We start from the raw sequence: 22,046 nt of genomic DNA on the forward strand, positions 1-22,046 counted from the left end.
GTCATTCCTCAGAAACTTCTAGAATAAGTTCCTGCCGATACGGATTCTCCGGATTATAGATGATTGAAGGAAACGACGAGATATTTGATGCGTTAGGATAACCCGATGGCTCGATACACACTCCACGCGAAGCGCGAAGCGGTTTTGTCATCTCATAGCCCGAATAGACCTGTGCTCCGGGTTGGTCTGAGTAGACGGTCAAAGCAAGGCCTGAGAGTGAAGTGATTTCCGCCACCGAGACTTTTGGGTCGCGATCATGATCAAAGCAGAAATAGTGATCGATCCCTTCGGTAACACTTCCAATCGTATTGGGCGTTGAAAAATCCAACCCGGTTTCGTTGGCCGCAAGCACTTTGCCCGACGGAATGCTTTGATCGTCGATTTCCAGATACCGATTTGAAGCGAGTTTCAACTTATGCTCGTCCACACCTTCTGCAGCACCCAAAGTGTAGTAGTTATGTTGCGTAATGCTTATCGGCGTCGGTCGATCAGGCTGTGCAGCTATTGAATAAGCCAAGCGTGAGCCCTGTAAGCATATCCTGACTTCGAACCTGATATTCCCCGGAAAGCCGCTCTCGCCGTCGCGAGAAACATACCTCAGAAAGACTTCGTTCTGCGCAATCTGTTCGAGATCCCAAAACTGTTTAGACAGTCCATCGTCGCCACCATGCAGGGTGTTTTTTCCCTCATTGGCGTTCAATTCAAAACTGGTGCCATCCAAATCAAACGTCGCGCCGCTGATCCGGTTGGCAACGCGCCCAACAATTGCGCCCAGGTAACGCGTATCGGTGAGATACTCATTTGGGTCCTCGAACCCAAGGATGAGCGAGACGTCCTTGTACCACCACCCCTGCGTGATAGCCCCATAGTTCAGGACTGAAACACGCATATTCCCATCCGTGATAATCGCAGCTTCAATCCCAGAGGCTTTACCCGTTTCTGGTTTCATCTTACTGCCAGCGGCGCAAGCGCCTGATAGAATTGCTTGTATCTCCGGTATTCGTTTTCGTAGGCGTCAATCAGATCGCCGCGTGGTTCAATGCGTTCCTGAATTTCCGGCGGCGTCATGACTTGCGCCGGTTCAGCGTCGTTGGCAGCACATATCGCGAGGCGCGCAGCGCCCAAAGCGGCACCGAATTCGCTGCCTTTTGGCAAATCCAGCGGAACTTGCAAAACAGTAGCCAAGGTTTCCAGCCAGAACCGAGATCGTGCACCTCCCCCTACTGCCATAAGGCTATTTGGCTGGGTTCCGGTGCTCCTCAGTGCTTCCAGGCAATCTCTCATTCCAAAAGAAACACCCTCCATTACGGACTGGGTCAACTCAGCGGGTTCCGACGAGATGTCCACGCCCAAAAACGCGCCTCGAATATGGCTATTGTTATGCGGCGTCCGTTCTCCTGACAGATAAGGCAGAAAGGTGATCGAAGAAGGCCCTTTCAGTTGTTCCGGCATTGCTGCAGCCAACTTATCCACGGGTTCGCCTAGATTTCGCGAAAGCCAGTTCATGCTGTTCGTTGCTGAAAGCATGACACCCATTTGTATCCACCGATCAGGAACCGCATGACAAAAACAATGCACGGCTGTTTCCGGATCAGGCGCATAGGCTTCCCGCGCAACAAGCAACACTCCAGACGTTCCGAGTGAGACAAAACCGGTGCCGTCGTTGACGCTCCCGATCCCGCAGGCAGCAGCAGCATTGTCGCCAGCCCCACCAGCCACGACAACCGGATTCGAAAGCCCCCACTCCTGCCTCAAACGGACCTTCAACTCTCCACCCGGATCACTGCCCTCGACCAAGCGCGGCATCTGCTCGGCGCGCATGTGGCACATGGCTAGTGCCTTTTCTGACCACTGCCGAGTGTCAACGTCCAGCCAGGATGTTCCTGCGCTATCAGACACGTCTGAAGCATATTCGCCAGTCAGCCAAAACCGCAAATAATCTTTCGGCAGCAATACCTTACCCACCTTTGAAAACACATCCGGCTCATTCGCACGCAACCATTCGAGTTTCGGCGCCGTAAACCCCGGGAACACGATGTTTCCTGATATTGCGCGCATCTCAGGTGTTTGATCTAGTGTCCGCGCTTCGTCGGCTGACCGAGTATCGTTCCAAAGAATACAGGGCCTCAATATTTGGCCATCATGATCCAGTAGTGTGGCGCCGTGCATGTGTCCGCTTAGGCCAATACCTCGCAATTTTGAGAATGCTTTAGGGTTGCCAACGCGAAGCTTCCCAACAACCTCTTCGCAAGCGTTGGTCCAATCCAAAGGATCCTGCTCAGACCAGCCAGGCTTGGGCGTTGAAGTGGAGATGCTGACTTCGGCATCACCGACAACGTGTCCTGTGTCATCTACCAGAATCCCGCGAAGACCTGACGTTCCCAAATCCAAGCCCAGATACATTCAACGCCACCCGATTAAATATTTTAGCGATTGAAATTATTCAAAACCGTGTTCTTGTCAAGGCTCTGTAAAAGAAATGTGCTCCAATCACGACTGGTTCAGAATGTCCGTCTCTGTGCCACGCAAAATTCGAGCAACTGGACAAGAGTCGCGTGCCGTTTCTGGTTAAACGTGTCTTGCTTGAATTGTCTCAGACACATTGTTTCAAGGCATCAAATATATGACGGCGGCAACAGGACCGGTCACAGAAAAGAACACTGTTGAACACTGAAATTTACGGTCAGGATAGACCTCCTTTGCCAAGTATGTTCCGAAAGCGGCCTATGCGTGTTTCTGGGCAGCGGCACCAAACACGACGCTCGCCATCCCGCAGCGGCTCTGTCGGAATGGGCTCGAACCTGACCTCCGAAGCAACGCAGCATCTTTCGGTTACAAGACATTGGGCCTGCTGCTCGACAGCCCTAAGCTGCCCTTCACCACATCCCGCCATCGCTGCGGCGCGGCCCGTCAGACCGGACTTTCGCTGCAGACGCGAAATCCGACGATCGTCCAACTAGCACTTGGCGGACATATATGAACGGCTCAGGCCAGGTCTCGAACGCGGCAATGCCTTCGGTAGCTCAAGTATGTCCGACATGAAACTGTCGTTGAACTAGCATCGACTTAAAAAGGTTTTCTAGAATAGCCAGTCGTTTCCTTCAAACCCAGTGAATTCCACTTCACGTCAAGTTGTTGCCTGCTTGCTCGCCATGCCGGTTCGGCAAGACAACAGGATCAGGACGAGAAAGGATAGATTTAGTACAACGTTGAAGGGCGCGCCTACCAAAATGGAGCCTGAACTGTCGACGCAAAACCAGGACCATGCCGTAATCTGAGCGGTCTTGGCCGCGGCGACCGCCGATACCGGGGCAACGTATGTTCCCAGCGCCCATTGCATGCCTCCCAGGCCAACCGTTAGGCCGCCGGTGATAACCAACAGTAAAGGCAATGGAACCGTCAGTTCCGCGGAAACGGCGTGCATTGGCCAATACGCGATTTGCAGAAAGATATGCGCAACGGGATGAAGAAACTGAAACGCGGCCAGCGCAAAAAGCGCCCCGATTGCAACAAGCACACCGCCTGATATTCGCATCGCTGACTGTTGTCGGGTCATGAGTTTCTCCTTTCGATATGCGCCCTTCATGCAGCTTGCGGGGACGCAAATCAATTACCTCAGAAGTAAGTGAATTCTGTCCGGACCCTTGCTAAACTCAGGTCATGACACCCTATCCCGGCATGCTGAAAGAGTGGCGAAAGCGACGCAGGATGAGCCAGCTGGCTCTCGCGATCGAAGCTGAGGTCAGCGCGCGCCATATCTCCTTTCTTGAAACCGGGCGGTCCCGGCCCAGCCTGGACATGATCCTTCACCTGTCCGAGGTCATGGACCTACCGGTCGAAACCCGGAATCAGATGATGCGCGCCGAAGGCTTCGCGCCGCGTTTTGCGGCAACGCCGATTGATGACGCGGCGATGTCGCCAATCCGGGATGCGGTCGTATGGACACTTCAGCAACATGCCCCTTACCCAGGCATGGTACTGGACCGGCTCTGGAATATTGTGATGCTCAACAGCGGAGCACAAAGGCTTTTCAAGCCGTTGGGGATCAGCGAAGGGCAAAGCCTGCTGGACCTGCTGACTAGCTCGATGATGCCTGAGCTTGTCGAAAACTGGCCCGAGGTCGCGCATCACACGATGTTGCGGCTTCGCGCAGAAAGCGCCAATGCTGGCGGCATACCCGCACTGGATGCGGCGGCGCGCACCTTGTCGAAGCAAGGGCACGCCCGCAGTGACACGGTGATTGGGCCAACAATTTCTACGACCTACCGCTTTGGTGGTCAGCGGCTTTCCATGTTTGGAACGATTGCGCAGTTCAGCACAGTCACGGACGTCACGCTGGACGATTTGAAGATTGAGTTGTTTTTTCCGGCCAACGACCAAAGTGCCAAATTTCTGCGTGACATTGCCCTCGTGGCTGCCAGTTAAATGATGATCTGATCAGAGCCTCACCGCGTCCCGGTGAACCTCGTGTGTTCCTGACCTCGGCAGGTTTCGGTAAACAGTCGCGCAAAAGCGATCTGGACGCCGAACAATTCTTCACCTAGAACTTTACCTGTTATCCTGTCCCTAAAAGGACCAATTTCATGGTGTTCCCGTCGCAGGGCTGAATAGCCCCTCTTCATTCTGAGCCTTTAGCTCTTTACCGCGACTTGTTCGCCGGACGTTGTCCGGCAGGTGGCCCATGACAGACCAAATCCTGATTTCACAGGCGCCCACCCGCGCCGAATTCACACCGCTGATCCGGTTAGCCGTTCCGCTGATGGTCGGGCTGGCCGCAGCGCTATTGATCGGCGTCGTAGATACGGCGATGATTTCTCCGCTCGGGACGGTCCCGCTTGCGGCGGCTGGTGTGACCACGGCCGTTCTGATCATCCTGATTTCCGCTCTTTGGGGCGTGATCACCGCTATTTCCGTACAGATCAGCCAGGCAAAGGGCGCATGCGATGCCGCGCGGGTTGCGCTGGCGTTGCGCAGCGGACTTTTGCTGTGCCTTCTGGGCGGCGGCGGCGCGGCGTTGGTGATGATGGCGCTCTATCCGTTGCTGGGGCCTTTGGGGCAACCGAAGGAGGTTCTGGCAATCCTGCTGCCATACTGGATGTCGATGGCGATCTGGATCGTGCCTTTCACTCTGTTTTTCGGCCTGAAAGCTCTGTTCGACGCGGTTGGACGGCCTTGGACGGCTGTTGCGCTGTCCTATCTGGGCGTCCTGTTCAACGTACCCGCAAACTATGCCTTCATTCACATCTTTGATCTTGGAATTCTGGGCGCTGGTCTGGCCAGCATACTCTCACAATGTACGTCGCTGGTTGCCGGGATCTATGTATTGATAAGCGCGCCGGGGCTCGCGGCTTTTCGCCAGCGAGTGACCGTTGCATGGGCGGATGTCTGGTCGCAGGCCAAAGACGCCCTGCCGCTCTGTCTCGGCTATGCGGGTGAGGGTGGAGCCTACGCCGTGGTGGGCCTGATGATGGGCTGGTTGGGGGCCGAGGCGCTAGCCGCCCATCAAATCGTCAACGCGCTTGCAGGGCTGGCCTATATGATCCCGCTTGGCATGGCAGGTGCGGCCTCGATCCGAGTGGGTCTTGCGGTCGGCGCTGGCAATCGGGAACGGCTCAGACCGATCTTGAAGGCGTCTTTTGTGATGGTAACACTCTGGCAGGCGGTCGCCGCCATCGTCTTCATTACTGCGGGCCGGATGCTGGCGGAAACCATGTCGGATGACCCTGCCGTCATTGACCTCGCGGTCACGCTGTTTTTCATCGTGGCACTGCTGCAAGTTGCGGACGGCGTTCAGGGTACTGCGTTGGGTGCGCTGAGGGGAATGTCGGACATGAACTTGCCCACGATCATAACCCTGACGGCCTATTGGCCGCTTGCCTTGCCGGCCAGCTATGCACTGGGTTTCCTCTTTGATCTCGGAGCCGTCGGCGTCTGGATTGGCTATACTCTGGGTCTGGTGGTAGCAGCCGTCGCCCTACCCTTGCGGTTCTGGGCGCTAACTCAAGCTTGAATTTAGGGTAGATCGATTGGAGAAACCTAACCGCGAACCACTTCGCGACGGAGTGATATGACTTGCCAGATCTTAGGGCTGCGACATCTTGGGCGTCAGGCGTGATAGGAGAGATACGGGATCAAAACCCGCCATTGCGGTCAAACCGGACATTGATCGACGCTTTCCATCAATGCGATGCGGTCAATTAGAGGAGAGTTTCGCTGCAGGTGCTCGATGCTAAATAGCGCGGAACGCAAAGAACGCAGACAGAGTCGCTGCCTGTTTTCATCTAGGCCAATAGTAGCCAGTAGCTTGCTTTACTTCTAACCTCCCTCGGTACTTGAAGACTTTGGCTAACCGGTGCATTTGACATCAAACTCGGCAGCGCGCTTGTTGTCTTTTTTGAAGAACTTCACCTGACCACTTGCGCCTTTGAACACGCCAGTGCCACCGACGACTGCCAATTGGGTTTCGAAGTGGGGCACGGTGTCGGGACTGCTCGGGGCTGGGTACGAACCAGAATAGATTAGCTGGTTGCTGTCGATTGTTAGGTAGGCGTTAACGATAAGCTGGGTTTTGCTCTCACTTGCGCCAGGCGCTATCAACGTGGTGACATTCTGCATACCGATAACCTGTCCATCTTCGCCAAAAACTGTGACATACCCGACTGCAACATCCCCGACACTGTCGCCATCGGACGTTATCTTGAGGTCTTCCAAGTAGACTGTAAATGGGCCACATTCCGGCGTGTTGTTTGCTGAAGCCGGAAGGGCGTGGGTGAGAAGAAGTATTGCGGCGACAAAACGCATTTTGACACTCCTATTTAATAATGGGCTAAGCGATTCAGTTAGAAACGCGTTGCAATATCGTAAGGTTGAAACAGGCCCGCATAAATGTCCGCTCATTGTTTTCTAAGCTCAATCGTTAACAACCAGATTTCAAAGGCGTATTTGCCCATTCCTTCTTTGATGAGCGCTTCAAAACGGTCGTAAAACTCGTTCAGAAGAGTTTCGGTTGCTTGGTTGGTCTCACTGCGTAAAAAGGATTGTCTGAACGTGGACTCGGTGAAGGAGCGAACGAAACCCTTATAGCTAGCCGCGTATTCTTGGGGTGTATTGATCTGGTCTGCAAAGATATCCTCTGGGTATTGCTGCGCCGGAGCTACCTCTGCTCTTTCGATCAAAAAGACATCTGCCAGTTTCTTGTTGCGTTGAAAGGGTTCAAGCGCTTCCTCCTTGGACATAAACCAGATTGGCATAATAAAGTGGCGAAGCGTGCGTTCAGAAATCAACTCATCGTTCACCATCGCTTTGGCAACATCGTACATCGCGCGGTAGGTATGTCGGCCAGAACTGCAAATTCCATTGACCTCAGCCGCATCAGGAATAGCGCCCAGCGTCGAGACCATAAGCCTGCCGCCACTTCGCAATTCACGGCTTCGCAAAGTCAGGAAGCTTTCCCAGTCTCGTTGCGCTTGTCTTTTAAGCTCCAGGCGCGCTTCTCCCTGCATATCTGCGAACCAAAGCGTGCCCTTTGAAGAGATAATGGGTTGTGAGCTGAGCCAATGGCTCGCCCCAAATGAAGTCCCGACGTCAATGGAAGATGCCGGTGCCGCCATCGAGAAAAAACTACCGACACTTGCGACCGGGCGAATATTGGAAGAGAGGTTGGTGTAACCGTCCTGGCCAGCAGCATAATCGAATAGGGTATTCCAATCGTTTTCCGCCTGATCGACGTGGTGAACAAAAATGGAGCGACCTGGATAGCGGTCTACAAATGACCTAACCGCGGGCTCGACCGACAAGATCGCGTTTGATCCCGTGCCACAGCCATAGTCAGCAATGTGTATTTCGTCTGATGAGGCCAGAACCTTGTCGGCCATTTCCCGAACATCGTCTGCGCGAGATTGAATAGAGTGCTTCTGCGGGAGGGAATTCCCTGCATAGTCAATCATTCCATCAGTTGGGCTGCTCCTATCGTCCATTCGATCCTCCCAGGTACAGTTGGGTTGGTAGATAGAGCTTACAGTTTACATTGTTTGTTGCTCAAAATCGATGAATTGCCGGACCCAAAGCCGGTAGCAAGTAGCCAACCGAAAAGCCGCGATCGCCGACCACCCGCCGGCCACTTGATGCGAACAGAAATCGCTCAAGTTGGCCTCTGATCCGCAACCGACTTGCGGGACGTATTGGCAAACGCTACGTTGACCTGAGGCCGTTCCGAGGCGGCCCCCTGGTCCGCGGAAAGCTGTCATCGGCACCTCGCACAAAATGTCTGAAAACCACATCGGTTTCTCAGCCCGGATCAGCGGACCGTCGGGCAGTGGAGGGAAGACCGGTGGCCAAATCACTCAATCAACTGCGCCGTGATGCCAAGGCTTTGGGCACAGCGCTGGCCGAAGGCGAAAAAGGCGCAATGCTTCGCGTCCACGGCATTGTCGCATCCCCCGCAAACGGGGTCTACAAACACGCGGATTGTCTGCATGTCATAGCGCGCGAGACCGGATACGCTTCGTGGCCGGCATTGAAATTTGCTGTTGAAACGCAGGGCATGGATCGCGCACAGAAACAGGGACGGCTGCGTTGGGCGCTCTACAACGGCTCAAATGAGACGATCGAGCATCTGCTTGCGGATGAGCCGGACCTCGCAGACGGTCAGGTGCCTCTTCTCGTCGCTCTCTATGACGTGGCTGCGATGCGCAAGATCCTGGCGCAAGATGCGATCGCCGCGACGCGCGAATACCCTCCGCGGCGACCAATGTGCCACCTGGCTTTTTCGAAATACATCAATGCGGCGCCCGAGAAAGAAGTCGAGATGCTTGCCATGGCGGAATTGCTTGTCGAACACGGGCAGACGTGAATGACAGGTTTTGCATTCGAGCCAGAGACAGATCACCGATTGTCCGCGCTCTACGGCGCCATCGGCCATGCAAACAACATGCCTTTGGCCAGGTGGCTATTGGAGCATGGAGCAAATCCCGACGACAATGATTCCCTCTACCATTCCACAGAACTGGGCCATACCGACGGTCTTCGTACTTTGCTGGAACACGGGGCAATTCCGAAGGGAACAAATGCATTGCCGAGGGCGATTGACTTCAACAGCACCGATGCTTTCGGCTGTTGTTGGAATAAGGTGCTGATCCCAATGAAGGCATCAATCCTCACCCGTCGGATGAACCTTCCTTAGTGATCCCCGCCTTGCATCAGGCGGCCCGGCGTTTGGTTTCGGGCGAAATCGCTAGGCTCTTGTTGGAGCATGGCGCAAACCCAAATGCTGTTAGCCGCGACCACTCTCCCTATGCTTTTGCCCGCATCTTCGGAAACAGGGGTGTCGCGACGGTTCTGGAACGCGCAGGGGCATTCACGCAGTTGACGTTGACTGAAGAGCAACTCGCACGGGCCGCGGACGGAACGTCAAAGGAGGACGACCAGATTGACATGAATGCCCTGTCGCAATGGATGAAGTTTCTTCTTTGCCGCCTCGTCTGGCGCGAAGGGACCCTGCCTCACATGCAACGTCTGGTCGAAATTGGCTTTGAGCCAAATCTGCCGGACGAGATGGGAATGCCGCCCCTGCACCTTGCCGGTTGGGAAGGAATGCCCGACGTCATGTCGTATTTTCTAGACCAGAACCCAGACCTCGACCATACAAATGCCTACGGAGGGACACTGCTTTCAACGATCGTTCACAGGTCCGAACACTGCCCGCAAAAGGCACATCGCCATCACATCGAATGCGCGCACCTGGCGTTGGAGAAAGGTGTGGCGATTCCTCGAAAGGCCTCACAGTTCGCAACCGTACCCGAGATATCCGCCTTTCTTGCTGATTGGGCGGAAGCGCATCCCTTGCAAGTCTCGAAACACGGGGTGGTTTAAGGATCGGAACGCTTGCGTCCGGCCTACAGGAAGGCGCAGCCAGATTGTCTAACGGCTGACCTTCATCGGCAGGATCGGTCCCCAGGGCGTTTGCCGCGCAGGACCAAAGGCAGAGAAACCCGTCTTCTTATAAGCGGCGATCGCGCGCGCATTGTCCGGGTGCGGATCTGTTACGACGACCGGGGCTTCCGCGGCAAACACCTTATTTAGATGCTCTGAGATAAAGGCCGGGCCGTGCCCTCGCCCGATCATATCTGGCTTACCAATGAACTGGTCAATTCCCCGAGATCCCGGCGGAAGGGAATAGAAATGGTGATCCTCCCAACCGTGAACAGTGTAATCCTGGATATATGCAAATGGGCGTTCCTCAAGCAAAACGATCCAGCGTTCAACCCGCGCGTCTCGCAGTTCTTTGTTCGTGCTCGGCTCGTCGGAATCCCACCATTCGCGAACATGCGGGTGCGATTGCCATTCCGAGATCATCGCAAAATCTTCAGACGTCATCTTGCGAAAAGCATATCGGTTCGGGGTAAGCATGGACAAAGGTAGCAAACAAGTGGAGAGTGTTTAAGACCATCTGCCAGCCCGCTGGGACGTGATACTATGCCTTATGGACCAAGGGTTTGTTTTTGCGCTACTCCGGCTCGCGACTGCAACTAAATGACCTGAAAACTCGACACAGCATTGGCGGCCCAAACCGGACCTTGATCGACTAATCAAGATGCTGCAGTCGCAGCCCGCTTTCCAGTCATTCGCGGCAAGCGCAAAATCTGGACAAAACCTAATTCACAGTCTGCGGGACAAAACGGCAATTTCACCGCCGTTTGAACCATCGCAAAGTCTTTTCACAGAATCAATTTATACCGATCCGCAGTTTGCACCCCAAGTCTCATCTGCTCTTCAGGTTCCGTGTCACAATACTCATGCTGGCGGGGGACACACAACTTCGATCAGAGATGGCCCGTCGCTGGAGAGACCGGCAGAGAGCGCCTTCGCAAAGCTGTCCATGTCATCTGCGCGTGCCCCAGGAACACCGTGGCCTTTCGCCAGAGATACCCAGTCCAGTGTCGGGTTCTCCACGTCAAACATAGCCTGAGCATTCTGACCATAGCTCGCTACACCGACATTTGTGAGTTCATCGCGCAGAATTTGATAGCCTCGGTTTGCAAACACAATAACGGTCACGTCGAGATTTTCCCGTGCCATAGTCCACAGAGACTGTAGCGTGTACATCGCCGACCCATCCCCAGTCAGGGCAATAACTTGTCGGTCCGGGCAGGCGATGGCCGCACCCGTCGCACAAGGCAAACACAACCCAATCGCACCGCCGGTGCCTGCGAGTAGGTCATGCGCGTGGGCGGTAGCTGTCAGTGGTATGACATGAAACCCGGACGTCACGGATTCATTGCAGATGATCGCGTTTTCCGGGATCAGCGCGGCCAACGCCAAACCAACTTTTTCGAGGGTCAACTGTCCGATGGGAATGTCTGGCAGGTCGAGCGGATGGGTTGCTGCCGCCGTTTTACTAGTGACCCCGACCGCATCGGCGAGCGCTTGCAGCGTCCACTCGATATCATCTGTGGGTGTGCACAAGTCCGTAATGGGGCAATGCGGAGGTTCGGGCACGCTAGGTTTCCCGGGATAGGCAAAAAAGGCGACTGGCCTATCTGTTCCAAGCAGAGTGACCGAAGAGGTTGCCTCAAGCTGAGCGATCTTGGGCGATATCGGATAAACTAGTTGATCTAGCCTTGCTGTTCCTGCGCCTTTGGAAATGCGTGGTATCAGAGTATCAGCCAACAAACGGCACCCCGTCGCGGCAGCGATCTTGCCAGCCAGTTCACGCTGGGGTCCAAACAGGGCTGATCCGCCAATCATCAGTGCGGCGTTCGGTGTCACAAGACGGGCTGCTGCGGCCTCTATGTCGCCTATTGAAGGTCGATGGAGGCTTTCGCTGATGTCTAAACGGTTTGTCGCTGCGTTCGCTTCGTTCCAAGCTGTGTCGGCAGGCAGGACAAGGGTCGCAATCTGACCGTTGCGCGCGCGGGCCGCCTGAACCGCAGCCGCTCCATCCGTAGCCACGTCGGTGGCATTGGATGACACACGCGTCCAATGACTGACCGCTTGGCTGATACCGAGGATGTCTCCTTTCAAAGGGCTTTCATAACGAAGGTGATGAGTTGCGTGATCTCCCACAACATTCACAAGCCCGGACCCGGCTTTCCGTGCGTTGTGCAGATTGGCAAAGGCGTTGCCAAAGCCAGGCGCAAGATGCAGGAGCGTGCCCGCAACATCTCGTTTCATGCGAAAATACCCGTCTGCAGCACCGGTCGTGCCGCCTTCGAACAGGCAAAGACAGCAATTCATCTCCGGGTGCTCATCCAAGGCAGCGACAAAGTGCATTTCCGAGGTGCCGGGATTTGCGAAGACCGTATCCACACCATTGTTCAAAAGGGTTTCTACGAGTGATTGAGCGCCGTTCATTTTTTCCTTAGCCTGATTTCAAGCGATCATTTGATTGCAATGCTTGCACGAAAAGGCTTTCGTTCTAAACATGTTTTCCTCTCGGCACGACACTTCGCCACGAAAGGTACCACAGCCGTTCGCGACGTGGAGCAGTCTCCGGACTTCAGGCCATTCCTTTTGGCGGAGCCAGAACTTGGAGCGAAAGTATTCGTACTTGAGGTGAGATGGGCACGGCGCGAGCACGTCCGCTTCGGGCTCTGTTGCAGACCTCTGATCCGGTGCAGCATTAGCACGTTCGCCGAGATAAAGATCTTCAGACAACGGCCCAAAGCCGCCGTCCATCAGAAGTCGCCGATGCTGCATTGCGGCTTCATCAGACCGGCCATTCGCCGCAAGTACAAAATTTTACCACGGTCGAATACACAGTCTGCGGACAAAGCTACCATCCGCATTTTACTCCAAACGACTGCAATCAGCCCAAATGTATGTATTCAACCGTAGACGCTGGACCGAGCTCTGGTCGCGCAGTACTCGTATTCATGGGCTCGCATGGACGATGACAATTTGAAAGCGCGGACAATAACCAAAAACCCGGTAGAGAGTTTACAGAAGCTTGGGCAGGAACAACACGAGTCCCTCTGAATATGTCAGCAACAATAGCACCGCTAATAGCGCGAGCAGCAGTGGTATCACTTCCTTAACAAAATCCAGGATTTTGACCTTTAGGATCGAGCATACCGTGAACATCATTGATCCAAAAGGCGGTGTCACCCCGCCTATCATGATGTTCACAATCACGATGACCCCAAAATGAACGGGATTGACGCCCAAATTGAGTACGGCTGGTAAAAGAAGCGGGGTCAGAATAATCATCGCGGCACCACCCTCGATGAACATTCCTACGACGAGCAGCAACGCGTTGATGAGCAGCAAGAGCACTAGCTTGCTATCAGTCAATTCGATGAGTGCAGACGCAATATTGTGGGGGATCCGCTCTAACGTCATGTAGTAGCCGAACAACAGTGCACCAATGATAATGAACATCACGGTGCTGGTGCCCTGAACGGTCTCTCTTAGAATGGGCGCGAAGTCCTTAATCTTAAGTTCTTTGTAAACAAAGAAACCGATAAAGGTGCAGAGGAAGACGGCGACTGCACCAGCTTCGGTCGGAGTGAACAAACCAAACCGCATTCCCAATATGACGCCAAATGGGATGAGAAGCGCCGGTATGGCTTCAGCAAAATAACGAAGTCGCTCGTTGGCCGAAGCCGGTTCGGACCGCGATGGCTTGTAGCCACGACGGTTGGCAATCACGGCAATGGTTCCCATCAGCGCCAACGCCATCAACAGCGCCGGAACATAGCCAGCAATGAACATGCTGTGCACGGATACGTTTGCGAGCAATGCAAAGATTATGAGATTGATGCCCGGAGGGATCACGGGGCTGATGCACGACGACGCAGCGGTGACAGCAGCTGTAAACGGCAGATCATAACCACGTTTCGTCATTTCGGGTGCGAGGATTTTCGATTGCATGGCTGCATCGGCGTTCGCCGAGCCGGAAATACCGCCCATCATTGTGCTCAAAATGACATTGACCTGAGCAAGTCCGCCCGTCCTGTGCCCGATAAGTGAGTCCGCAAATCCAAGCAGGCTGCGGCTGATTCCGGAAAAATTCATCACAGAACCGACCATGATGAAAAAAGGAATTGCCAACAGCGGGAAGGATTCCGCAGAAGTAATAAAGCGCTGCATGACCAACGCAATCGGCAGAGAGTTATTGATGAACAGGAAGTAAACCATTGCCGCTGCAATCAACGAAAACGCAATTGGGATGTTCATCAGGAAGAAGACGAACAATAAGATCATCGGAATGTAGTCTTCCATGCCTCAGCAACCCTGTTAAGATTCTTTAGATTTGTTTAGCTCGTCCAAGATTAGGCGGATGGTGTGAAACGCCATCAGTCCGAAAGACAAAACCAAAACAATGTTGACCCAAAAATAAGGCATCCCCATCACGGGCGTGGTCTTGTTGGAAAGCATGGTATATTGAAAGCTCAGGTAGCACAGGAGGCAATTCAGCCCGAGTAAAAACAAATAAATCAGCACATTAAACGGAACCAGGGCGCTTCTTGGCAAGATCGCAAGGATTGCATCGACGCCCATGTGTAATTTGTTTTTGTAGCACGAGCTTATGCCCAGATAGACCGCCCATATGAAACAGATAACCGAAAGCTCCTGCCCCCAGGGCAGCGTAAATCCAAATCCGTAGCGCAACACCACGTTAACGATCACCAAAACCACGGTGATGCTAATGGCGATCGAAGCGAGAATCTCTTCGAGGTTCTTTAAGACGGTAGTCAAAACTTTCCTGCCTGTCTTTCTTGTTGCGCTGCCCGGCGCACATGGCGTCCGGGCTGCGTCAGTTTAGGCATTAGTTACCGCGGATCTTGTCCAGTTCGGCACCAATGACAGCGCGAATGTTCTCGCTCCACTCAGGGAACTCATTGTAGACGCCAGCTGTCAGTTTACTGAATGCGGCAGTATCGGTTTCGGCAAAGGTCACGCCCTGTTCTTCCAGCAATGCACGATACTCTTCATCTAGTTTGATCAGGTTTGCGGTGTTTGACACTGCGCCGGCAGCAAATTCTTCTTCCACTATCGCTTGCTGTTCAGGGGTGAGCTTATCCCAAACAGAAGGCGAGATGTAGATTCCAACAGTCCCTAGAAAATGCTTCGTCATGGTCATGACGTTGGCTACTTCGTAGATCTTGGTTGAGTACATTGTCAGGATTGACCCTTCGAGCCCCTCGACTACCCCTTGCTGCACACCGGAATAGGTTTCGGTAAACGGTATGGCCTGCGGAGACGCGCCCATCGCGTCAAGCGTGCTGATAAATATCTGGCTGCCAGGCACCCGGATCTTCATACCCTCCAAATCTGCAGGCGTTTCGATGGGTTTATTGGTGATCATGTGCCGAAACCCGAACATGTAGTCGGCATTGATGATCTTGATACCCTTTTCTTCGGCCTGTGCCGTTAAGTCGGCTACAAGATCGGTATCCATCATTGCCAAGTATTCGTCATAGCTGTCGTAAAGCATCGGCCCGGCGAGAGCGCCAAAATCCGGCACGTAGTCACCCACATATGTCAGATCCTCTACTGCGATCCAGTCGGCGCCATTTACGACCTGCTCGAGATTGTCCTTGTATGTCGGCAGTTGGCCGCCGGGGAAAACCTGAATGTCTACATCACCGTTTGTGCGCTCTCGGATTTTGTCGGTTACCTTTATCAGTTCTTGAGTCAGCAACTCAGATTCCTGGAAAATCAAACTCATGTTAATTTGAATTTCGTTTGCTGCGACGGTCTGCGCGGTCAGCAATGCTCCAATTGTCGCTGCGGTAAGTTGTTTGATCATCTCAGTTTCCTCTCTGTTTTTGACTTACGCGAGGGCAAGCAATCCTTCTTTTTTGGTAACGTATTTTGACGTTTGCCGGGCTGGCACTGGTGTGCGCTGTTGTTGTGTTATGTTCGTTTTAGCGCCGAGCGTTTTATGCATACCACTTAGGGCTGCCCAACGGCCCCAATTGCCACGCAATGTTTGCGCAAATCTCCTCCCAAGAGCATTTTCATTCAATTTTGTACGGTTTTGCAAGAAATTATCTTTCACCCGACAAGCCATGCATGGGCCGGTTGAAATCGCAAAGTTGGCTCAGCGATTCCGCTGCTAACCTGGAGATAAGAATAGCTAAGTAAACCAGATATTGCTGCTTAACACCGCCCTCAATTCAGCGCCGAAGTTCGATCCGTGAAGCAACAGATAGACGTATTTCTTGATCCTCTAGTCGGCACAGGTCATGACGTAATTCGGCTTGGTGCGATCCTCCTGACTAATTTCAACCTGCCGGTTTGAATACGTTTTGTAGCCAGTGCAAAAGCTCGACACTAAAGAACGCTTGACCGCTTTGGGCTCAGAGCGGACCTTGGAGCCGTTGCAGAAACCGTCCCTGCCCCGCCAATAACTGATCACAGAAATCGGCCCTAACCTGCCGTTCGGCTTCGATCGCCTTAGCCGTTGTGCGGCGCGTCAGAGGAGACATTCGCCGCAAACGCGAAACTGGGACGCGAGTGTTGGTCTGGAGCACAGGGCTAAGCCATCGTCTGACCAAGTTGTTCGAACCGGTTAGGAAGGCCCAATTTGATCTGTTCTATAGATTGAATGGAACCTGCGCTGGCTTTGAAAACCAATCATAGCGGACCGCAGTACCGTTCAAAAGAATCTTAAATCTACGCAGATTGTTCTTGCCGGCAGTTCTTCTGTTTGTTGCGGATTGAATTCGAATGCTCGGTGAGCAAGTCAGCCAACTCTGGCCGGCAAGACCCGCAATTCGTTCCAGCCTGAAGGGCATCTCCGATATCGTCCACACTGATCATATGCTGGTCATGAATGACACGGATGATGGTTTTTAGCCCGACTTCGAAACAGGAACAGACAATTGGTCCGCGATCTTCTGAAGACGCAGAGGAACGGCCAGACAAAATCTGCTGAGGCGTCACCTTGGGAAAGCTTGCCAAATAGTCTCGCATCAGTGTGATAGGTTGGCGCGAGACGAAGAGCGCTGCCAATACGCGCCGCCCGTCTGTTAGCGCTATTCTGTACGAGCCCCTCTTTGGATCTTCTACTACAGTGGCCTCGGCATCCGGTAGCCCAAACCAATCTCGGGCAGTGCTTTCCCAATCGTCTATCATCTGTTTACCTGCCAACTCCATCCTGTAGCCGTTGGTTGTTTTGGCAGTTGCCAAATACTCTGCGCCAGGGGACCCTTCTGCAACTGAAACGGCAAAGCCGTACCACGCGGCATGCATGCGCCGTACAGATACTGCAGTTGACTTACTTTCCGGCTGTCCTGAAATCGGATCCGTCACGCTTGGAACAAGTATATTCACACAGGCTGACGGGGCCGTTTCTCCCGTCCAGTGAATTGGCGCAAACACTTGACCTGGTGCCACAGACCCCGTGATGCGAAGCCGAAATATACCGCTTCCAACTGAGCTGTTGAGTTCAACCAAATCTGCGGCACTAAGGCCCAATCGATCAACGTCATTGGGGTTAACGTCAACATAAGGCTCGGCAAGATGGGCAGACAGGCGCGGCGACAACCCGGACCTTGTCATGGTGTGCCACTGGTCCCTGTTTCGCCCCGTGTTCAAAAGAAACGGAAATTGTTCAGAAGTCGTCGCTTTAGGTGGACGATGAGAAACAGGCACAAAACGTGCTTTACCATCAGGATGAAAGAACTGCCCATCGCCGAAAAAACGGCCATCTGATTTACGAGATGTCGTCGGCCACCGTGTTGCGCTCAGCGCTTCATAGCCTTCGTCATCAAGGTCCGAAAAACTTGTAATATCCAGATCCTTGCCAAATGATACGGCGAGCGAAGTCATCTTAGCGTACTCTCGAAAAACCTGTGCTGGGGTCTCAAAGCTGAATGCTTCTGCCCAGCCCATGCGGCGGCCCACTTCGGCCAAAATATCCCAATCCGCGCGCGCTTGTCCCGGAGGCGCTAAAACGGCGCGTTGTCTGCTGATCGTGCGGTCTGAATTGGTCACTGTACCGCTTTTTTCGCCCCAACCCGCTGCTGGCAGCAATATGTCTGCGACACGCGCGGTATCTGTTCTGGCGGTCAGGTCGCTGACAACTGTGAATGGACAGCTTTCAATGGCCGCCTTCACGCGGTCTGCATCTGGCATAGTGGCCGCCGGATTGGTGTGGATGACCCACAGTGCTTTGATTTGGTCGCTTTCGACAGCGCGAAACAAGTCGACCGCTTTGAGCCCCTGCTTCTGTGGCATATTGGGTGCCTTCCAGAATTTCCGGACGGCTGCATTGTGGGCTTTATTCTCGATATCCAAATGGCACGCGAGCATATTGGCCAAGCCGCCCACCTCTCGACCACCCATAGCGTTTGGCTGACCGGTGACTGAAAACGGACCCATTCCCGCACGACCGATCCGTCCGGTGGCTAAATGGCAGTTCAGGATCGCGTTGACTTTGTCGGTTCCGCTGGAAGACTGGTTCACACCCTGACTAAAGATCGTCACAACGCGCTCGGTCCCGATCCACATATCGCAGAAAGCTTCAATCTCATCAGGACTCAGCCCCGTCTCATCAGGATCGTCAAGCTGTGCCAGCTCAACCGCCTCATTGAACCCAACACTGCGATCCAGAAAATCCGTTGACACATGCCCGGTTTGGTGAATTCTAGCCAACAAGCGGTTGAACAATGCGACGTCGCTGCCCGGTTGAAGCGTCAGTTGGAGGTCGGCTTGATCGCAGCTCGCTGTTCGACGCGGGTCAATAACCACAATCTTCGCGCCGCGCGCCTGACGCGCAGCTATAACCCGTTGATAGAGAACGGGATGGCACCAAGCGAGGTTCGAGCCGACCAGCACAACCAAGTCAGCCTGATCCAGATCCTCATAGGTTCCAGGCACCGTATCGGTACCAAAAGCGCGTTTGTGTCCGGCCACGGTCGAGGCCATACAAAGCCGAGAGTTGGTGTCGATATTCGCCGAGCCCATAAAGCCCTTCATTAGCTTGTTGGCGACATAGTAATCCTCGGTCAACAACTGCCCCGAGACGTAAAACGCGACGCTGTCCGGACCGTGTTCAGCTATCGCGGCAGAGAACCGGTCCGCGACCAGTTGCAACGCGTTATCCCAGCTGGTGTCCTGACCAAAGGCGCGAGGAGCCAGCAACCGGTGTTCCAACCCCACGGTTTCACCCAAAGCCAACCCTTTCGAGCACAAACGACCATGGTTCGCTGGATGATCCGGGTCGCCCCGGACAGTCAGCCCTCCAACCCCATCAGGTCGCAGAAGCACACCGCAGCCAACGCCGCAATACGCGCAGGTCGAGCGAACTTCGGGCAGACCAGTTCCGTCCATCAGGCCGCGCTCCGCCGGGAAACCGCGCTGTCGTCCAGTAGGATACGACCGTCTTCAAGATGCACCGGATAGGTGGTGATGCGACCATCATCCGCGCCTTTAGCTTCGCCCGTGTTCAGGTCAAAGACCCAGTTGTGCAGTGGACAGGTGACCGACTGGCCGTGGACGATGCCCTCGGACAATGGGCCGCCTTTATGCGGACAGCTGTTGGTCGCGGCGAATACTTCCGCCTCGGCGGTGCGGAAGACAGCGATACAGCCGATATTGGTTTTCACCAGACGCGCTCCGCGCACCGGCACCTCATCAATATGTCCGATGTCGATCCAGCTCATTCTGCGGCCTCCAGGGTGAAATCTGCAATCGGCGCGTAGGTCTGCGCTTTTTCCTGCACATGCTCGGCCCAGGGGTCCTTGCGATAGATGCTTTGCGACAGCTCGAACCGTTCGACCAAAGCGGCACGGCTCTCAAGGTCGTCCACGACCTGCGCCTTGACCCAGTCCATGCCGACCCTGCCCAGCCATTTGTACAGACGATCCAGATACTTGCTGCCTTCGCGATAGGCCTGGGTCACTGCCATCACGACCTCGATGGCGTCTTGCTCGGTTGGGACCTGACAGAGCAGTTCCGTCTCTTTGACATCCATCCCTGCGGCCCCGCCTATACTTATCTGATAGCCCGAGTCCACACAGACCACGCCGATATCCTTGCAGGTCGCCTCGGCGCAGTTGCGCGGGCAACCCGACACCGCCAGTTTCAGCTTGTGAGGTGTCCACGACCCCCACAGGATTTTTTCAAGCTTTATGCCAAGCCCGGTGCTGTCCTGTGTCCCAAACCGGCAATGATCGGTGCCGACGCACGTTTTCACCGTGCGCAGACCCTTGGAATAGGCATGGCCCGAGACCAGCCCGGCTTGGTTCAGATCCGACCAGATCGCAGGCAGGTCCTCACCTTTGACGCCCAGCAGGTCGATACGCTGGCCGCCCGTCACTTTGACGGTTGGCACATCGTACTTGTCCGCCGCATCCGCGATGGCGCGCAGTTCCTCAGGCGTGGTGATGCCACCCCACATGCGCGGCACAACGCTGAACGTGCCGTCTTTCTGGATGTTGGCGTGTTTGCGTTCGTTCACGAACCGACTTTGCGGGTCGTCCTGATACTCCAGCGGCCAATCTGCCAGCAGGTAGTAGTTGATGGCCGGACGGCAGACGTGGCAGCCATTGGGCGTGTTCCAGCCCAGTTCCTGCCAGACGGCAGCCTGGCTTTTCAACTCCTGCCCCTTGATAAGACGACGCACATCCTCATGGGTCAGATCGGTGCAACCGCAGATCGGCTGCGCAGTGGGCATCTGGAACTCATCGCCCAGAGTGACCTGCAGCACCTGTTCAACCAGCCCCGTACACGTCCCGCAGGACGCGCTGGCCTTGGTGCCGGAACGCACTGCACCTAGATCGCTGGCGCCTGCGTTGATCGCTTCGACAATGTCACCCTTGCATACGCCGTTGCAGCCGCAAATCTCCGCCTCAGGCGGCAATGCTGCAACGGCTGAGAGAGGGTCCGCGGTATCGCCCCCCTGATATGCCGGGCCAAAGATCAGCGTCTCGCGCATTTCTTCGATGCTGGCGCCATCCTTGATCAGACCGAAGAACCAGCTTCCGTCGGCGGTATCGCCGTACATGACGGCGCCAATCAGACGGTCTTCTTCGATCACGAGGCGCTTGTAGACGCCGCGCGAGGGGTCGCGGAACACGATATCTTCACGACCGGGCCCGTCTGCAAAATCGCCCGCGCTGAACAGATCGCAGCCGGTAACCTTCAGCTTGGTCGAGAGGGTCTTTTGCGCAAACGCCGCCTCTTCCTCCAACAGAGCCTGCGCGGCCACCTTCGCCTGATCGTAGAGCGGCGCAACGAGGCCGAAGATCTCTCCGTCATGTTCAACACATTCGCCGACGGCGTAGACATCCGGGTCCGAGGTCCGCATCTGGTCATCCACATGGATACCGCGCCCAGTTGCGAGGCCAGCCTCTTGCGCCAGAGCCGTGTTGGGACGGATGCCCACGGCCATGACCAGCAGGTCGCAGGGCAGTTCGGTTCCGTCCTCCAGCAGCAATGCGCGGACCTTGCCTTTGCGCCCGAGAATCTCCTTGGAGTTCGCTTGCAGACAAATCTTGATACCTTTGTCTTGCAGCGATTTCTTCAGCAGGTAGCCTGCGGTTTCGTCCAGCTGACGCTCCATCAGGTGACCCATGATGTGCACCACAGTCACGTCGACCCCATGCGCGGCCATGCCCGCTGCGGCCTCCAGCCCCAGTAATCCGCCGCCAATTACGACGACTTTGTTGGCGGGGCCCATGCCCATCATTCGCTGGGTGTCTTCCAGATCGCGATAAGCGATCACACCGTCCAGATCATGACCGGGGAGAGGGATGATGAACGGATTTGACCCCGTCGCAACAATCAGCTTGTCGTAGGGCACATGCCCATTTTCGCCCTCGACCACCTTCATCTCGCGGTCGATCTTGGCCACATATTCGCCAAAACGACATGCGATACCGCGCTCGGCATACCAGGCGTCGTCATGGGTGACGATCTCTTCATAGGTTTTTTCACCCGACAGTACAGGGCTGAGCATGATGCGGTTGTAGTTCCCACGCGGCTCAGCGTTGAACAGCGTGATGTCGAACGCGTCGGGGGCGGCGTCGGTCAGATGCTCCAACACCCGGCCCGAGGCCATACCTGCGCCGATGACAACAAGTCTTTGTTTCATG

Annotated in this window: 18 protein-coding genes; 5 read left to right on the forward strand and 13 right to left on the reverse strand. The window is 54.8% G+C overall.

What is annotated here, in order from left to right:
* Window position 1: 1 nt before the first annotated feature.
* The 3 genes from ACR0B3_RS14860 to ACR0B3_RS14870 all read right to left on the reverse strand — a co-directional run bounded on the left by ACR0B3_RS14860 (window position 2) and on the right by ACR0B3_RS14870 (window position 3,556).
* The gene (locus ACR0B3_RS14860; RefSeq protein ID WP_480809768.1) at window positions 2-949 is read right to left on the reverse strand and encodes an aldose epimerase family protein; all 948 of its coding nucleotides are present in this window, start codon (window positions 947-949) and stop codon (window positions 2-4) included.
* The gene (gene xylB, locus ACR0B3_RS14865; RefSeq protein ID WP_480809769.1) at window positions 946-2,403 is read right to left on the reverse strand and encodes a xylulokinase; all 1,458 of its coding nucleotides are present in this window, start codon (window positions 2,401-2,403) and stop codon (window positions 946-948) included. The genes ACR0B3_RS14860 and xylB overlap by 4 nt, the downstream gene beginning before the upstream one ends.
* 724 nt (window positions 2,404-3,127) lie before the next feature.
* Window positions 3,128-3,556, reverse strand: a complete 429-nt coding sequence (locus tag ACR0B3_RS14870) for a hypothetical protein (RefSeq protein ID WP_480809770.1) — start codon at window positions 3,554-3,556, stop codon at window positions 3,128-3,130.
* Window positions 3,557-3,678: 122 nt separating this feature from the next.
* On the opposite strand from ACR0B3_RS14870, the gene ACR0B3_RS14875 reads away from it, so the two are divergent.
* Window positions 3,679-4,425, forward strand: coding sequence for an MmyB family transcriptional regulator (locus ACR0B3_RS14875; RefSeq protein ID WP_480809831.1), 747 nt, complete (start codon window positions 3,679-3,681; stop codon window positions 4,423-4,425).
* A gap of 256 nt (window positions 4,426-4,681) precedes the next feature.
* Window positions 4,682-6,010 carry an MATE family efflux transporter gene (locus ACR0B3_RS14880; RefSeq protein ID WP_170687585.1) on the forward strand — a complete coding sequence of 443 codons (1,329 nt, stop codon included), beginning with the start codon at window positions 4,682-4,684 and terminating at the stop codon, window positions 6,008-6,010.
* Window positions 6,011-6,345: 335 nt separating this feature from the next.
* Here ACR0B3_RS14880 and ACR0B3_RS14885 read toward each other — a convergent pair whose 3' ends face one another.
* Both ACR0B3_RS14885 and ACR0B3_RS14890 read right to left on the reverse strand, forming a co-directional pair.
* The gene (locus tag ACR0B3_RS14885) at window positions 6,346-6,801 is read right to left on the reverse strand and encodes a hypothetical protein (RefSeq protein ID WP_480809771.1); all 456 of its coding nucleotides are present in this window, start codon (window positions 6,799-6,801) and stop codon (window positions 6,346-6,348) included.
* Window positions 6,802-6,893: 92 nt separating this feature from the next.
* Window positions 6,894-7,976 (reverse strand): class I SAM-dependent methyltransferase, encoded by a 1,083-nt coding sequence (locus ACR0B3_RS14890; RefSeq protein ID WP_480809772.1) that lies wholly within the window; start codon window positions 7,974-7,976, stop codon window positions 6,894-6,896.
* A 353-nt stretch (window positions 7,977-8,329) separates the two neighbouring features.
* On the opposite strand from ACR0B3_RS14890, the gene ACR0B3_RS14895 reads away from it, so the two are divergent.
* Genes ACR0B3_RS14895 through ACR0B3_RS14905 form a run of 3 tightly spaced genes read left to right on the forward strand, consistent with a single transcriptional unit; the run spans window position 8,330 to window position 9,870 of the window.
* Entirely contained in the window at window positions 8,330-8,851 is a 522-nt protein-coding gene (locus ACR0B3_RS14895; RefSeq protein ID WP_480809773.1) for a hypothetical protein, read from the forward strand.
* A complete protein-coding gene (locus ACR0B3_RS14900) occupies window positions 8,852-9,181 on the forward strand; it encodes a hypothetical protein (protein ID WP_480809774.1) in 330 nt (109 codons plus the stop codon). It begins immediately after the preceding gene.
* A complete protein-coding gene (locus ACR0B3_RS14905) occupies window positions 9,181-9,870 on the forward strand; it encodes a hypothetical protein (protein WP_480809775.1) in 690 nt (229 codons plus the stop codon). The genes ACR0B3_RS14900 and ACR0B3_RS14905 overlap by 1 nt, the downstream gene beginning before the upstream one ends.
* A gap of 48 nt (window positions 9,871-9,918) precedes the next feature.
* Here the strand turns inward: ACR0B3_RS14905 and ACR0B3_RS14910 are convergent, their stop codons facing one another.
* The 8 genes from ACR0B3_RS14910 to nirB all read right to left on the reverse strand — a co-directional run bounded on the left by ACR0B3_RS14910 (window position 9,919) and on the right by nirB (window position 22,045).
* Window positions 9,919-10,374, reverse strand: coding sequence for a GNAT family N-acetyltransferase (locus tag ACR0B3_RS14910; protein WP_480809776.1), 456 nt, complete (start codon window positions 10,372-10,374; stop codon window positions 9,919-9,921).
* A gap of 417 nt (window positions 10,375-10,791) precedes the next feature.
* Window positions 10,792-12,351: an acetolactate synthase large subunit gene (locus ACR0B3_RS14915; RefSeq protein WP_480809777.1), complete on the reverse strand. Its 1,560-nt coding sequence runs from the start codon at window positions 12,349-12,351 to the stop codon at window positions 10,792-10,794.
* A gap of 585 nt (window positions 12,352-12,936) precedes the next feature.
* Window positions 12,937-14,220: a TRAP transporter large permease gene (locus ACR0B3_RS14920; RefSeq protein ID WP_480809778.1), complete on the reverse strand. Its 1,284-nt coding sequence runs from the start codon at window positions 14,218-14,220 to the stop codon at window positions 12,937-12,939.
* A gap of 15 nt (window positions 14,221-14,235) precedes the next feature.
* Entirely contained in the window at window positions 14,236-14,697 is a 462-nt protein-coding gene (locus tag ACR0B3_RS14925) for a TRAP transporter small permease (protein ID WP_480809779.1), read from the reverse strand.
* A gap of 70 nt (window positions 14,698-14,767) precedes the next feature.
* A complete protein-coding gene (locus ACR0B3_RS14930) occupies window positions 14,768-15,751 on the reverse strand; it encodes a C4-dicarboxylate TRAP transporter substrate-binding protein (protein WP_480809780.1) in 984 nt (327 codons plus the stop codon).
* 869 nt (window positions 15,752-16,620) lie between these two features.
* Window positions 16,621-19,281, reverse strand: coding sequence for a molybdopterin-dependent oxidoreductase (locus ACR0B3_RS14935; protein ID WP_480809781.1), 2,661 nt, complete (start codon window positions 19,279-19,281; stop codon window positions 16,621-16,623).
* Window positions 19,281-19,613 carry a nitrite reductase small subunit NirD gene (nirD, locus tag ACR0B3_RS14940; protein WP_480809782.1) on the reverse strand — a complete coding sequence of 111 codons (333 nt, stop codon included), beginning with the start codon at window positions 19,611-19,613 and terminating at the stop codon, window positions 19,281-19,283. Before nirD ends, ACR0B3_RS14935 begins: the two co-directional genes overlap by 1 nt.
* Window positions 19,610-22,045 (reverse strand): nitrite reductase large subunit NirB, encoded by a 2,436-nt coding sequence (gene nirB, locus ACR0B3_RS14945; RefSeq protein ID WP_480809783.1) that lies wholly within the window; start codon window positions 22,043-22,045, stop codon window positions 19,610-19,612. Before nirB ends, nirD begins: the two co-directional genes overlap by 4 nt.
* Between the last annotated feature and the right edge of the window lies 1 nt (window position 22,046).

This window comes from Ruegeria sp. CE9, assembly GCF_056537425.1.

Coding starts and splice junctions, on each gene's coding strand:
- ACR0B3_RS14860 (WP_480809768.1), bottom strand. CDS start 949: ATGAAACCAGAAACGGGTAAAGCCTCTGGGATTGAAGCTGCGATTATC.
- xylB (WP_480809769.1), bottom strand. CDS start 2,403: ATGTATCTGGGCTTGGATTTGGGAACGTCAGGTCTTCGCGGGATTCTG.
- ACR0B3_RS14870 (WP_480809770.1), bottom strand. CDS start 3,556: ATGACCCGACAACAGTCAGCGATGCGAATATCAGGCGGTGTGCTTGTT.
- ACR0B3_RS14875 (WP_480809831.1), top strand. CDS start 3,679: ATGCTGAAAGAGTGGCGAAAGCGACGCAGGATGAGCCAGCTGGCTCTC.
- ACR0B3_RS14880 (WP_170687585.1), top strand. CDS start 4,682: ATGACAGACCAAATCCTGATTTCACAGGCGCCCACCCGCGCCGAATTC.
- ACR0B3_RS14885 (WP_480809771.1), bottom strand. CDS start 6,801: ATGCGTTTTGTCGCCGCAATACTTCTTCTCACCCACGCCCTTCCGGCT.
- ACR0B3_RS14890 (WP_480809772.1), bottom strand. CDS start 7,976: ATGGACGATAGGAGCAGCCCAACTGATGGAATGATTGACTATGCAGGG.
- ACR0B3_RS14900 (WP_480809774.1), top strand. CDS start 8,852: ATGACAGGTTTTGCATTCGAGCCAGAGACAGATCACCGATTGTCCGCG.
- ACR0B3_RS14910 (WP_480809776.1), bottom strand. CDS start 10,374: ATGACGTCTGAAGATTTTGCGATGATCTCGGAATGGCAATCGCACCCG.
- ACR0B3_RS14915 (WP_480809777.1), bottom strand. CDS start 12,351: ATGAACGGCGCTCAATCACTCGTAGAAACCCTTTTGAACAATGGTGTG.
- ACR0B3_RS14920 (WP_480809778.1), bottom strand. CDS start 14,220: ATGGAAGACTACATTCCGATGATCTTATTGTTCGTCTTCTTCCTGATG.
- ACR0B3_RS14930 (WP_480809780.1), bottom strand. CDS start 15,751: ATGATCAAACAACTTACCGCAGCGACAATTGGAGCATTGCTGACCGCG.
- ACR0B3_RS14935 (WP_480809781.1), bottom strand. CDS start 19,281: ATGGACGGAACTGGTCTGCCCGAAGTTCGCTCGACCTGCGCGTATTGC.
- nirD (WP_480809782.1), bottom strand. CDS start 19,613: ATGAGCTGGATCGACATCGGACATATTGATGAGGTGCCGGTGCGCGGA.
- nirB (WP_480809783.1), bottom strand. CDS start 22,045: ATGAAACAAAGACTTGTTGTCATCGGCGCAGGTATGGCCTCGGGCCGG.